The following is a 13,120-nucleotide window of genomic DNA, read 5'->3' as shown; positions in this document are numbered from 1 at the left end:
TGATGTACTAAAATTAATATTTTTCCTGTCGCACGATTAATTTTTAGACGAAGTTACTCGATCAGTCGATCATTCTGCCTTTGCAGCCAACTCCCGAAGCATGCTGTGAGCCACGGAAAAGACGGCACAATCCATCACCGTCGCTGTCTGCATGTCTCCCAGCATCCGGTGCCAACGGGCCAGGGGCGCCTGTTTATCTTCACGCCAGGCTTCGAGCATCTGCTCCGGCGACGCCTTGGCGCCCTCTCCACCGGTACCTGTGGAAAGCACACCCGAGGTGAGATTCCGCAACTGGTGGTCCAGCTCATCCCGGTAGTGGAGCGTTGCCAGCACCTGCCAGTGGCCGCGGGCCCTGAAGGAAAGCATCTGCCGATCAAGCCAGGTCAGGTTAAGGCCTTCCCCCAGACTGAAATACACCCAGGCGACCGACTTCAGGTCATGCCCCAGCTGACGGCCAATCTCGATGATGTCCATCAGCCAGTAACGGCTTTCCGCAGATGCAGCGTAAGCTGCCAGCCCCTGCGGAACTGTCTGCTTACAATACTTATCATAGCGTTCCTGCCAGCGACTTGCAGGAATCACCGATCCGAGGCGCTCCAGAGAGGCCAGCACCTCGGCCAGGGGCTCCTGGTAATGGTCGACACAGGAGGCCGGATCCAGATTGCTCCGGCGGTTATGCAGCAACCAGCTGGTGCTGCGGGTGACGAGGCGAATGACGTCACTGAACAGTTCTGCCTGCACAGCGGAGCTGATCTTTCCATCAAGCGCCTCTATGGCCTTCCATTGAGTCTCTACGTCATGGATCCGGAGGGAGATCAGGTAGGCAGCGGCAATCCGGCCACTGTCGGCACCAGTCGCATTACGGAGTTTGTCCGCCCAGCTGATGCCCATGCGATTGACCATGTCATTGGCGATCTGGGTGGCTGAAATTTCCGCACGCAGCGGGTGGGCGTCAATTGCCTCGGGGAAATGCTCCAGTAACGATGCCGGAAACGCCGAATGCAGCGCCTGGATAAAGCGATCGTCGTGAACAATCGACGTGGTCAGCAATGCCTGTTTGAGTTCGATCTTGGCGTAGGAAATCAGTACGGAAAGCTCCGGACGAGTAAGACCGGAGGCCGGCTCCCGCCGTTCCCTGAGCTCATCATCGTCGGGCAGGAATTCAAGAGCCCGGTCAAGCTTGCCTTCGGCCTCCAGCCGCCGCATAAGCCGCTCGTATTCATCCATGGTGGCAACCGCACCGCTTTGTGCCAGGCACAATGCCATGGCCTGGCGATAGTTGTTGCGCAGCACCAGCGCTGCTACCTCAGAGGTCATTGCCCTGAGCACATGATTGCGTTGTTCAAGGGTCATCTGCCCACGCCGTACCTGCTCATTGAGCAGAATCTTGATATTCACCTCATGGTCAGAGCAATCCACCCCGCCGGCGTTATCAATAAAATCGGTGTTGGCCGCCCCTCCCGCACGGGCAAAGCCAATGCGGCCAAGCTGGGTAAAGCCCAGGTTACCGCCCTCGCCCAGCACCTTGCACCGTAACTCATGGCTATCGACTCTCACGGCATCGTTGGATTTGTCACCAACGTCTTCGTGGGATTCGCTTGCCGCTTTCATATAAGTGCCGATGCCACCATTCCAGAGCATGTCCACCGGCGCCTTCAGCAGCGCCCTGATCAACTCATTGGGCGGAAGGCGATCTGCCTTGATGCCCAGGCAGGCCTGCATTTGCGGCGATACGGGAATCCACTTTGCGGCCCGTGAAAAGACACCGCCACCTTCGCTGATCTTTTGCTCGTCATAATCCGCCCAGCTTGAGCCTGGCAACTCGAACAGACGCTTGCGCTCGGCGAAAGACGCCGCTGCATCCGGTTCGGGGTCAACAAAGATATGCAGATGATTGAACGCGCCGATCAGGCGGATACGATCCGACAACAGCATGCCGTTGCCGAACACATCTCCCCCCATGTCCCCGATACCAACCACGGTAAATTCCTCGGCCTGGGTGTCGATGCCCTTCTCCAGGAAGTGGCGCTTGACCGACTCCCAGGCTCCACGCGCGGTAATCCCCATCTTCTTGTGGTCGTAGCCCTCACTGCCGCCGGAGGCGAACGCATCTCCCAGCCAGAAGCCATACTCATGGGCCAGCCGGTTGGCAATATCAGAGAAGGTTGCCGTGCCCTTGTCGGCCGCCACAACCAGGTAGGTGTCATCGCCATCGTGCCGAACCACCTCCGCCGGTGGCACCACTTCGCCTTCATCGAGGTTATCGGTCAGATCCAGCAACCCGCGGATGAACGTCTGATAACAGGTAATGCCCTCCTCCCTCAACGCCTCCCGGGAGCCGTCTTCCGGCGGCTGTTTGACAATAAACCCTCCCTTGGCGCCTACAGGCACAATCACCGAATTCTTCACCTGCTGGGCCTTCACCAGCCCGAGAATTTCGGTGCGGTAGTCCTCGCTGCGGTCGGACCAGCGCAACCCGCCCCGGGCCACCGGCCCTGTCCTGAGGTGAACCCCTTCTACCCGCGGTGAGCACACGAATATCTCGAAACGCGGGCAGGGTTTGGGGATATCAGGAATGGAGGAGGGGTCAAGCTTGAGCGACAGGTATCCCTTAAACTCGCAGGTCTCCTGACGCTGGAAATAGTTGGTTCTCAGGGTGGCCTTGATCAGCAGATAGAACCGCCTGAGGATGCGGTCATCATCGAGGCTGCTGACCGCCTCAAGAGCCTCCAGAATGGCACCCTCGATCCTTGCAGTCTCTGACTCCCTGCTTTCAGCCACCGCAGCACCGGGATTGAACCTGGCGTTGAAGAACCCGACCAGCAGTGCGGTAATATCCAGGTGCCGCGCCAGGGTGTCGGCAATGAACGGCTGGCTGAACCCGAAACGCAGTTGCTTGATATAGCGGGAATAAGCCCGCAGCACACTGACCTCACGCCAGCCCAGACTGGCCGCCATCATCAGTTGATTAAAGCTGTCATTTTCCGCAAAGCCATTCCAGATCTCGCGGAATCCTTCCTGCAGCAGGGGCTTGGCCTTTTCAATATCGGCGCCGCGGCAACGGGAATGGAACTGCACGGTGAAATCGCTGACCCCGAACTGTTCCCCGTCACGCCGCCGGATACGGTAGGGATGTTCCCCCAGCACTCGCATACCAAGGTTTTCCAGAATCGGAATCACATCCGACAGGATCACCGACTTACCCTGGCTGTAGAGTTTGAAACTCAGTTCCTGAGTCCCCTGCTCAGAGGGGTGGTAGAACCGCATGGGCACGTCGGAAGTCAGGGCTATGGACTGAATCTGCTGAATATCGTCAACGGCATCCTCTATAGAGAACTTCGACCGGTAGCTCGATGGAAAACCACCACTGAACATGCCGGCAAAGCGTTTTCCGGGCCCCTCTCCCAACTTCTCAGTCAGTTGGTGTAGCAGCCCGTCGTCCCACGACCGGGACTCTTCCAGCATCGTGGTGACAATCTCTCGCAGGTTTCGCGAGTCGTCGGGGTCGTAATCCTCCCCCTCAAGGGCATCTGAGAGCTGTTCCAGCAGCGTTTGTTTTTGTTTGGCTTCGGAAAGGGTCATCGGTGGTCTCCGGGACTATCAACTGGCGCGTGTATCACTGAACATCTCCAGTATAGCCAACTCAGCGAAGACCCTTTGGCCATATAGTTTTAATGTGCAGGTATTTTGATTATATTCGTGGGCATAAATAGCCGTATATCTAGCCGGGAAATGAAATTATGGTCGAACTGGACAGAATCGATCACTCCATCATTCGCGAACTGCAGAAGCACGCACGGATTACAGTGACAGAGCTGGCGTCACGGGTAGGACTGTCGAAAACGCCGTGTCAGGTTCGCATGCGGCGCCTGGAAGAGCAGGGCTACATCACCGGCTACACCGCCCTGGTCAACCAGACCAAACTCGGGCAAAGCCACATCGCGTTTGCACAAGTCACCCTCAACGACACCAGCAGCAGTGCCCTGACGGCGTTCAACACTGCGGCAAAAAAGATCTCGGCAGTGGAACAGTGCCACATGATTGCCGGCAACTTCGATTATCTGCTGAAAGTACGCACCCGGAACATGGCGGAGTACCGGCAGGTGCTGGGAGAGCAGATATCCGCCCTGCCCCACGTGCTGCAGACCAGTACATTTGTGGTGATGGAGAGCGTCAAGGATGCCGGGATCTGATGAACATCCGCACCCTGGAAACGTTTGTCTGGATAGCCAGACTGGGCAGTTTCCGCGCTGCCGCCAGCAGGGTCTACGCCTCACAACCGTCGGTTTCGGCCCGTATTGCCGGGCTGGAAGACCAGCTTGGAATAGAGCTGTTTGATCGTTCCGGCAAGAAGATCACCCTGACCGCCAAGGGCCGGGAATTCCTGGTCTATGCCGAGAAAATGCTGAGCCTGCACGGAGAGATGCTGCAGGCCGTCGCCAAACCATCGTCCATCCAGGGCACCATTCGCCTTGCCGTCTCGGAAACCATTGCCCATACCTGGCTCCCCCAGTTGCTGGAACGTGTGAGCGAAGCCTACCCGGCTATCAACCTTGAACTGGACGTGGATATCTCCCTCAACCTGGCGGAGAAACTCAAGAATCACGAGATCGATATCGCTTTCCTCATGGGCGGCGTCAACCAACCCGGCATTACCAACCGTGACCTGTGCCGCTACTCGCTGACCTGGGTCGCAAGCCCCCAGCTCGACATTCCTGACCAGCCCATGTCTCTCGCCGAGCTCGCCACCTGGCCAATCGTTACCTATCCAAGAAAGAGTGAGCCCTACATTGCCATCCGTTCACTGGTGGACCCGATGAACCACTCCACACGCGTTCATTCCTGCTCTTCGCTTTCAACCATCATCCGCATGACGGTGGACGGTCTGGGGGTCAGTGCCCTTCCCCGGGAGATTCTTCAGCGTGAACTGGACGCTGGCGTGCTGCGGCAATTCGAGGTTGATGCAACCGTGCCGGACCTCACCTTCATTGCGGCCTACAGGGCAGCACCAACCAGCAGTGTCGTACACGCCATTGCAGAACTTGCACTGATAACCGCAAAAGAGCGCGCGGGATTGGTCGAACAGTCCCCCGCAGAGCGTTGAAAACCATGGGTGATCCATTTTTTCTATCGAAACTGATCCCAAATTTCGATTTGTGTTAATCACTAATTCTGCCTTAAATGTAAGAAACTCATCTATCGGGCAGAAACATGACAAGCATCGCTCAGCTGGACGCACACTCAACACCCCAGGCTGTTCGCCAGGCCGCGAGAGAAGGCAGCCTGACCGGGCCAACGTCCGGGCTTGCCAGTGGGTATGTCCAGGTCAACCTGGTCATCCTGCCGGAATCCCAGGCCGCGGGCTTCCTCCGTTTCTGCCAGGCCAACCCCAAACCATGCCCCCTGCTCGCTGTCAGTGAACCCGGCGCCCGCACCTGCACCCTTTTAGGCCGTGATCTGGACATTGCCCGCGATGTGCCAGCGTACCGCATCTACCGCGATGGCCAGGTCAGTGACACCTGTACGGATGTCGCAGAAGAATGGCGGGATGACCTGGTGACTTTTGCGCTTGGCTGCTCCTTTACCTTTGAGCACGCCCTGATCAGCGCCGGGCTTCAGGTTCGCCATATAGACGAAGCCAGAAACGTGCCGATGTACAACACCTCGGTACCACTGACGCCAGCGGGCGGTTTTGGCGGCAACCTGGTTGTCTCCATGCGACCGTTTGTGGCCGCTGACGCCATCCGTGCCATCCAGATCACTACCCGTTACCCGCAGGTTCACGGTTCTCCCGTGCACCTCGGCAACCCATCCCTGATCGGCGTTGCCGATCTGAGTGCACCGGATTACGGCGACTCCGTTTCCGTGGGTGAGAATGAAATTCCGGTGTTCTGGGCCTGTGGTGTTACACCACAGCAGGTCCTGATCGATTCCGGTATCGAGTTCGCCATCACCCACAGCCCGGGGCACATGCTAGTCACGGATATTCCTGACAACAGCCTGGCCCTGTTCTGAAAAGAACCAACCCCGACGAAGACCATGAGGAAAACACCATGAATACAAGAAAAACCCTCGTTGCAGCCTCCCTGATGAGCCTGGCATTTGCCAACTCATTGGCGTTGGCGCAGGACCTGGACAAGACCAGCTTTAACTATGTGGGAAGCTGGAGCAGTTTGTCCCTCTATCAAAACTTCGAACGTCCGTTCTGGGAAAAACACGTTCCCGAAGCCTCCGATGGCCAGATTTCCACCAAGGTCACCACCTTTGACCAGATGGGCCTGGGTGGCGGTGAGGTCTTTCGTCTGATGGACCGTAACGTCATTGAGGTCACTTCCACGGTAGCCGATTACGCAGTTGAGGATGCCCCGGAACTGGAAGCCCTGGACATGCCCATGATCGCTCCCGACGTGGACACCGCGCGCAAAGTGGCGGAAGCCTATCGTCCGGTTCTCGCGGATGCATTTAAACAACGGTACGACGGTGCTCAACTGCTGGCCGTTGTCCCTTATCCTTCGCAAATGGTGTTCTGCAACGCCGATATCGACGGCCTGAGTGACCTCAAGGGCATGAAGGTTCGGGCCAGCGGTCGTACCACCGCCGAATTCCTCCAGGCGCTGGGCGCCGAAGGCATCACGCTGAATTTCAGCGAAGTACCCGGCGCGTTGCAGCGCGGCGTTATCGACTGCGCAGTAACCGGTTCCCTGTCCGGTTACAGCTCTGGCTGGCATGAAGTGTCTACTCATCTGTACCCGCTGCCGGTAGGTGGCTGGGACCACGTGGTGACCGCCATGAATGGCAAGAAATGGAACTCGCTTTCAGAGGAAACCCAGGAGTGGCTGACCGCTGAAATCAAGGAAAACTATGAAGACCCGGTGTGGGCCTCCGCAGTGGATGAGACCAAAGAAGGCATCGCCTGCCTGACCGGCAACGGCGAATGCTCCCGCGGTGACGCCGGAGACATGACCCTGGTGGAGGCCACCGATAGTGACTTCACTGAGGCTTCTCGCCACCTGGAAGAAACCCTGCTGCCTAACTGGGCACAGCGCGTCGACCAGGAATGGGTTGACCGCTGGAACGAAACCGTAGGTGAAGTAACCGGTCTGAACGCGTCCAAGTAATACGCTTCTCACCCACAACGGCGACCGGGGCAGCCACGTTGCCCCGGTCGGTCTGGAGAACAATATGTTGCAACAGGTGAACTCTTTTCTGGACCGCGTGCTCGCTGGTGTTGAAGTCGGCTCGCTCTGGTTTGCCCGGGCAGGGGGCGTGATGATCCTGCTGACCGTGGCCCTGGTTACCATCGAAGTGGCCTCACGGGTGTTTATGGGGCGTTCTGCGGTCCACGCCACCGAACTGACCGGTTACATCATGGCGATCAGCGCCAGCTGGTCTTTCGCCTACACCCTGATGTGCAAGGCGCATATTCGCATTGATGCCCTGTACCTTACCTTTCCCATGAAGATTCGAGGCGTGCTTGACCTGGTCGCGCTACTGGCACTGGCGATGTTCTCCATTCTGGTGGTCGACGCGGTTTTCGCTGTCCTAAGCCACTCCTACAGCGGCGGATCGACAGCCAACACACCACTGGGCACCCCCTTGTGGATGCCACAGGCGTTGTGGTTTGTGGGATTGGTCTGGTTTGGTTTTGCCGTGTGTGTGGTTTCCCTGAGAGCCTTTTTCGGTTTGCTCAGCGGCGACACCGAAGGTGTGCAGAAACTGGCGGGCAGTCCGACGCTGGACGAACAGATTAGCGATGAAAACAGGGAAGCACGCTCATGATCATTACCGCACTGGTTATTCTGATGGTTCTGCTGCTTCTGAGCGTGCCTGTCGCGGCCACGCTGATTGCACTGGCCCTGGTGCTGGCGGAACTGTTCTCGCCCTTCCCGCTGCTCAACGCAATGGGGGATGTGCTCTGGTCGGCGTCTGACAAATACCTGCTGATCGCCATTCCGCTGTTTATCCTGCTGGGCGAGATTCTGGTGCGCACCGGCATTGCCCGTGGCACCTACCGGTCCCTGGAGAGCTGGATGTCCTGGCTGCCGGGCGGGCTGCTGCACGCCAATATCGGCACCGCGACCCTGTTTTCGGCAACCTCCGGTTCCAGTGTCGCCACGGCTGCCACCATCGGCACGGTCGCATTGCCGCAAGGCAAGGAAATGGGTTATGACCCCAAACTGTTCACCGGCTCCATTGCCGCCGGCGGTACCCTGGGCATCATGATTCCACCGTCGATCAACCTGATTGTTTATGGATTCCTGACCGAAACCTCGATTCCGCAACTGTTTGCCGCCGGTCTGATACCGGGTCTGTTGCTTGCTCTCATGTTCATTGTTGGCACAGCTCTGATCTGTATCTGGAAGCCGAGTCTGGGTGGTCCCAGCGTGTCACACAGTTGGGGCGACCGTTTTTCCGGTCTCAAACACCTGGTACCGGTATTGACGCTGTTCGGGATCGTGGTTGGATCCATCTACGCTGGTGTCGCAACACCTACCGAAGCGGCCTCCCTGGGTGTGCTTGGCGCCTTGGTGATCGCCCTATTCATGGGCAAACTGTCCGTTAACGTAATTGTCCAGGCCCTGGACGGCACCATGAAGACCACCGGCATGATCATGCTGATCATCATCGCCTCTTACTTCCTCAATTTCGTGCTGGCCTCCGCCGGCGTAACAAGGGAACTGACCGCATTTCTCGAAAACGCTGGACTTGGTCCCTACTCAACGCTAATGCTGGTCATCCTGCTTTACATCGTTCTCGGTTTCTTCATCGAGACACTGTCGCTGATGGTCATCACCATTCCCCTCGTCGCCCCTATCATCATCGCCCTGGGATTCGACCCGGTGTGGCTGGGTATCCTGATCATTCTGCTTATTGAGATGGCGCTGATCACTCCGCCCGTGGGACTCAACCTCTACGTGGTTCAGGGCGTGCGTGAAAGCGGACCCTTCAGTGACGTGATGAAAGGGGCCATGCCCTACGTTGGCATCATGTTCCTGATGGCAATCGTGCTGGTGCTGTTCCCGCAAGTGGCCACATTCCTCCCCGAGCTGATGAAGTGACCAACAATGAACCCGATGAACGGAGTGACACAATGACCAACTTCCAGCTTGCAGACACCAAGGAAACCATTCACGTCGACGTCCGCGAGCTCATCATTGCCGGCTGGGCAGGGCGGGTGCAGTCTGCCATCGACGAACACATCGAAGAACTGAAGGAAATTGGTGTAACGCCACCATCCACCACTCCGCTGTTCTATCGGGTGGCCGCCAATCAGCTCACCACGGCTCCGGACATCCAGGTGCTGGGGGAAGCCTCCAGCGGCGAGGTAGAAGTGGTCCTGATCGGCTCCGATCAGGGCACCCTGGTAGGCATCGGTTCGGATCATACCGACCGCGAGGCCGAAGCCTGGTCTGTGGCCCACTCGAAACAGGTCTGCGTCAAACCGGTGAGCACCCGGGTGTGGCGGCTCGACAGCGTGATCGACCACTGGGACGAACTGCAGATGGCGTCCTACGCCACTATCGACGGTGAAGAAGTGTTGTACCAGGAAGGCCCGGTCACTGGCCTGCTGCACCCTGCGGAACTGCTGCGCCGTTTCGGGCTGGAGAAAGCTGAACTGGCCCCGGGGCAGGCCATGCTGTGCGGCACGCTTCCGGTGCTCGGTGGGCTGCGCCCGGCACAGGCATTTCGGATGGTGCTGAAAGATCCGGTCTCAGGCAGCGAACTTCAGCACCAGTACAACATTCGCACACTGCCGGTGATCCAATGAATCAGCCAACCACACTCGCCCGGCTGCTTGACGAGATGGATAGCGGCCAGCACAAGGCCGCGGAGCTGCTGGAGAGCTGTTTCGAGCGTATTGATGCAGACGATGACACCAATGCCCAGATCTACACCAGGCGCTTTGATAGAACCGCCCGCGCCGAAGCCGATGCCATCGACCGACAGCGTGAGGCCGGACTGGCTGGCGGTCAACTTGCCGGGCTGCCCATCGCCCTGAAAGCGCTTTTTGACGTGAAGGGCGAGATTACCCATGCCGGGTCCCGGGGTTGGCAGGCGCCAGCACAAACCGATGCACTGATCGTTTCCCGATTGCGACGTGAAGGCGCCGTGATCACCGGCCACACCAACATGACCGAGTTCGCGTACTCCGGCGTGGGATTGAACCCGCACTACGGCACACCGGATAACCCTCTGGCGCCTGGTCGCATTCCCGGTGGATCGTCTTCCGGCGCTGCGGTGGCGGTGGCCCGGGGAATGGCCGCCGGGGCTATTGGCACCGATACAGGCGGTTCCGTGCGGATTCCGGCGGCGTTCTGTGGCCTGGTGGGTTTCAAGCCGTCCCAGTCCCGCGTTCCCCGTGATGGCACTTTCCCGCTGTCCGACAGTCTCGATTCCATCGGCCCTATTGCCCCGACAGTGGACTGCTGCGCCCGCCTCGATGGTGTGCTGTCTGGTCGCCAATTCCAGCCACTCAGACCTTTATCGCTGAAGGGCATGCGCTTTGTGGTCCCGACCGATTACATGCTGGACGATCTGGATAACACCGTTGCACAGGCATTTGGCTGCAGCCTGAACAGGCTGCGCGATGCCGGCGCCAATATCATTGAAGCGCCTGCGCCAGTGCTTGCCGCAATCCCCGAGCTCATGGAGGGCGGCGGTTTCACCGCCGCAGAAAGCTATTTCGTGCACCGCCAGTCTCTGGCGGACCACGGGGACCAGTACGACCCCCGCGTGCGCAGCCGGATCGAACGTGGTGCCGACATTACCGCCGCCGACTACCTGGAACTTTGCCGTCGCCGACAGCAACGAAAGCAGGAGGCGGACGAATGGCTGCAGGATTACGATGGCCTGCTTGCCCCGACAGTGCCCGTGGTTCCGCCACGGTTCGAGGAACTGACCGCAGACGAGGATTACGCCCGCCTCAACCTGCTGATCCTGCGGAACCCTACCGTGGCGAACATGCTGGACCTGTGCTCCATCACCCTCCCCAACCACAAGCCTGGCTACCTGCCAGGCGGGCTGATGCTGATAGGTCGCAACGGCACGGATGACACCCTGTTGCGGCTGGCGCAAGCTGTCGAACAGGTGTTGTAACGACCATGCTGACCGTGCTCCTGACCAAACTGATCGCTACCGCACTGGTGGTCATCGGTGTGTCGGTTGCAGTTGGCAAACTGGGCCCAAGGCTGGGAGGCATCATTGCCGGAACGCCCATTATTCTCGGCCCGGGCTACTTCTTCCTGTTACAGGAATGGCCCACAGAATTTATCCAGCATGCCGCACTGGCAACCCTGCATGCACTGATCGCGACATTACTGTTCAGCATCAGTTTCGTGCTGACCGCCGAACGCCTGGGTGCCCTGCCTAGCCTTGGCCTGGCGACCCTGATCTGGATTCCGGGGGCATACCTGTTCTCTTTCGTTCCCGGGGGGGTTGCTGTTGCCGTTGTACTTTACGGCCTGGTGCTGCTTGCAGCAGAAGTCATCAAACGTGCTCTGGACCTGACTCAGCCCAAAGTAGTGGCGGTCTCCGGCTGGTTCGATGTGGTGTTGCGAGGGCTCCTTGCAGGTGTACTTGTGGCCGTAGCCACCACACTGGCGGCCCGCTCCGGCCCCATGCTGTCGGGCATACTGGTCGGATTTCCCGTGGGTCTGTTCACAATCGGCTGGACACTTCACGACCGTTATGGTCCCGATGTGGCAAGAGCCACCGTCGCCGCCGCGCAACAAGGCATGCTCAGCCTTGTTGCCTTTGCCGTGGTAACGGCAATTCTCGTCGGGCATGTGGCGCCCATGGTCACGTTTCTGGGCGCCCTACTGGCATCCATTGCCGTCAGCGCCACTCTGTTCCTGGTCAGCCAGTGGCGGGTGCGGCGCGCTTACGGCCATTTACTGACACCGGAATCAACAATAAAAGGAAATCCCCATGAGTGACAAAACCACCGAGTCGAACGCACCGATCGCCGATTCCCGTTCCGGTGGCGAAAATGCCCGCCGCATCCTCCGACGTGACCCGAAGCCGCATATGTTCCGGCCGGTCCGTTTTCGCTCTGTGGAAGCGCGCAACCGAATCATGCTCTCACCAATGTGCCAGTATTCCGGCGAGAACGGGCTCTCCAACGACTGGCACTTTGTTCACCTGGGTGCCCGGGCGGCCGGTGGTGCGGGCTGGGTGTTCACTGAAGCCGTTCACATCGAACCCCGTGGGCGCATCACACCCCATTGCCTGGGGCTATGGAACGATGAACAGCGCGATCACCTTGCCCGCATTGTCCGTTTTGTTGAGACTCAGGGCGCCGTGCCCGGCATTCAACTTGGCCATGCCGGCCGCAAGGCATCGGTGGGGCGGCCATGGGAAGGCTCGCACCCCCTGAGGGCCGACACCGGCGGATGGGAAGATCTGGTGTCGGCGTCAGCCCTGCCCTACGCCAGCGGGTGGCAGGTACCGGAAGCGATGACTAACCATCAGATAGGCGAGTCCCTGCAGAGCCTGAAATCCGCCACCCGACGTGCGCGTGAGGCCGGTTTCAAAGCACTGGAACTGCACGGCGCCCACGGTTACCTGATACACCAGTTCCTGTCGCCCCTGAGCAATCAACGTACCGATGAGTACGGCGGCAGCTTTGAAAACCGCATACGCTTCCTGCAGGAGTCCATCGCCGTGGTGCGCGAGGAATGGCCGGACCACCTGCCTCTGTTTGTGCGGTTGTCCTGTACCGATTGGGTCGACGGTGGCTGGACGCTCGACGACACCGTACGGCTGGCCACTCTGTTACGGTTTCAGGGCGCTGTCGACCTGATAGACTGTTCATCAGGGGGTAATGATCCGCGCCAGAAGATTCCCGTTCACCCGGGCTATCAGGTACCCCTGGCCCAGGCGGTGCGCTCGCGGGCGGATATCGCCACCGGTGCCGTTGGCCTGATTCACAGCCCGGACCTGGCCGAGTCGATCGTCGCCAACGGCCAGGCCGACCTGGTTATTCTGGGGCGGGCGCTGCTGTCGGACCCGGCCTGGCCGCTTCGCGCCGCAGCGGCCCTGAAAGCCGAAAATGTAGAGTGGCCAAAACAGTACGAACGCTCGAACATCTTCTGAGTCAACAGGCTGTTTCAAAGCAAAG

Annotated in this window: 11 protein-coding genes; 10 read left to right on the top strand and 1 reads right to left on the bottom strand. The window is 59.0% G+C overall.

The features are described 5' to 3' along the window. Positions 1–69: 69 nt before the first annotated feature. Positions 70–3,582: an NAD-glutamate dehydrogenase gene (locus tag QPL94_RS08380; RefSeq protein WP_285356746.1), complete on the bottom strand. Its 3,513-nt coding sequence runs from the start codon at positions 3,580–3,582 to the stop codon at positions 70–72. 158 nt (positions 3,583–3,740) lie between these two features. Here QPL94_RS08380 and QPL94_RS08375 point away from each other — a divergent pair, with 158 nt between their 5' ends. The 10 genes from QPL94_RS08375 to QPL94_RS08330 all read left to right on the top strand — a co-directional run bounded on the left by QPL94_RS08375 (position 3,741) and on the right by QPL94_RS08330 (position 13,095). Further along, the gene (locus tag QPL94_RS08375; protein WP_285356744.1) at positions 3,741–4,193 is read left to right on the top strand and encodes an Lrp/AsnC ligand binding domain-containing protein; all 453 of its coding nucleotides are present in this window, start codon (positions 3,741–3,743) and stop codon (positions 4,191–4,193) included. Next, entirely contained in the window at positions 4,193–5,104 is a 912-nt protein-coding gene (locus tag QPL94_RS08370; RefSeq protein WP_285356742.1) for a LysR family transcriptional regulator, read from the top strand. Before QPL94_RS08375 ends, QPL94_RS08370 begins: the two co-directional genes overlap by 1 nt. Positions 5,105–5,211: 107 nt before the next feature. Further along, positions 5,212–6,015, top strand: a complete 804-nt coding sequence (locus QPL94_RS08365; RefSeq protein ID WP_285356741.1) for a putative hydro-lyase — start codon at positions 5,212–5,214, stop codon at positions 6,013–6,015. 38 nt (positions 6,016–6,053) lie between these two features. Next, positions 6,054–7,118: a TRAP transporter substrate-binding protein gene (locus tag QPL94_RS08360; protein ID WP_285356740.1), complete on the top strand. Its 1,065-nt coding sequence runs from the start codon at positions 6,054–6,056 to the stop codon at positions 7,116–7,118. Between the two features lie 64 nt (positions 7,119–7,182). After that, positions 7,183–7,779, top strand: a complete 597-nt coding sequence (locus QPL94_RS08355; RefSeq protein ID WP_285356739.1) for a TRAP transporter small permease subunit — start codon at positions 7,183–7,185, stop codon at positions 7,777–7,779. Then, a complete protein-coding gene (locus tag QPL94_RS08350; protein ID WP_285356738.1) occupies positions 7,776–9,059 on the top strand; it encodes a TRAP transporter large permease in 1,284 nt (427 codons plus the stop codon). Before QPL94_RS08355 ends, QPL94_RS08350 begins: the two co-directional genes overlap by 4 nt. Before the next feature lie 32 nt (positions 9,060–9,091). Then, positions 9,092–9,769 (top strand): DUF2848 domain-containing protein, encoded by a 678-nt coding sequence (locus tag QPL94_RS08345; RefSeq protein WP_285356736.1) that lies wholly within the window; start codon positions 9,092–9,094, stop codon positions 9,767–9,769. After that, positions 9,766–11,097: an amidase gene (locus QPL94_RS08340; protein WP_285356735.1), complete on the top strand. Its 1,332-nt coding sequence runs from the start codon at positions 9,766–9,768 to the stop codon at positions 11,095–11,097. Before QPL94_RS08345 ends, QPL94_RS08340 begins: the two co-directional genes overlap by 4 nt. A gap of 5 nt (positions 11,098–11,102) precedes the next feature. Further along, a complete protein-coding gene (locus QPL94_RS08335; protein WP_285356734.1) occupies positions 11,103–11,936 on the top strand; it encodes a hypothetical protein in 834 nt (277 codons plus the stop codon). 91 nt (positions 11,937–12,027) lie between these two features. Next, positions 12,028–13,095 carry an NADH:flavin oxidoreductase/NADH oxidase gene (locus QPL94_RS08330; RefSeq protein WP_285357873.1) on the top strand — a complete coding sequence of 356 codons (1,068 nt, stop codon included), beginning with the start codon at positions 12,028–12,030 and terminating at the stop codon, positions 13,093–13,095. The last annotated feature ends 25 nt before the right edge of the window (positions 13,096–13,120 follow it).

This window comes from Marinobacter sp. SS13-12, from assembly GCF_030227115.1.
Taxonomy (GTDB): domain Bacteria; phylum Pseudomonadota; class Gammaproteobacteria; order Pseudomonadales; family Oleiphilaceae; genus Marinobacter.
The sequence above is the reverse complement of the archived record's forward strand: the minus strand, read 5'-3'. Positions and strand labels throughout refer to the sequence as shown.

Bases quoted from the DNA above. Each gene is read 5' to 3' on its own strand.
- QPL94_RS08380 (WP_285356746.1), bottom strand. From the start codon at position 3,582: ATGACCCTTTCCGAAGCCAAACAAAAACAAACGCTGCTGGAACAGCTC.
- QPL94_RS08375 (WP_285356744.1), top strand. From the start codon at position 3,741: ATGGTCGAACTGGACAGAATCGATCACTCCATCATTCGCGAACTGCAG.
- QPL94_RS08370 (WP_285356742.1), top strand. From the start codon at position 4,193: ATGAACATCCGCACCCTGGAAACGTTTGTCTGGATAGCCAGACTGGGC.
- QPL94_RS08365 (WP_285356741.1), top strand. From the start codon at position 5,212: ATGACAAGCATCGCTCAGCTGGACGCACACTCAACACCCCAGGCTGTT.
- QPL94_RS08360 (WP_285356740.1), top strand. From the start codon at position 6,054: ATGAATACAAGAAAAACCCTCGTTGCAGCCTCCCTGATGAGCCTGGCA.
- QPL94_RS08355 (WP_285356739.1), top strand. From the start codon at position 7,183: ATGTTGCAACAGGTGAACTCTTTTCTGGACCGCGTGCTCGCTGGTGTT.
- QPL94_RS08350 (WP_285356738.1), top strand. From the start codon at position 7,776: ATGATCATTACCGCACTGGTTATTCTGATGGTTCTGCTGCTTCTGAGC.
- QPL94_RS08345 (WP_285356736.1), top strand. From the start codon at position 9,092: ATGACCAACTTCCAGCTTGCAGACACCAAGGAAACCATTCACGTCGAC.
- QPL94_RS08340 (WP_285356735.1), top strand. From the start codon at position 9,766: ATGAATCAGCCAACCACACTCGCCCGGCTGCTTGACGAGATGGATAGC.
- QPL94_RS08335 (WP_285356734.1), top strand. From the start codon at position 11,103: ATGCTGACCGTGCTCCTGACCAAACTGATCGCTACCGCACTGGTGGTC.
- QPL94_RS08330 (WP_285357873.1), top strand. From the start codon at position 12,028: ATGTTCCGGCCGGTCCGTTTTCGCTCTGTGGAAGCGCGCAACCGAATC.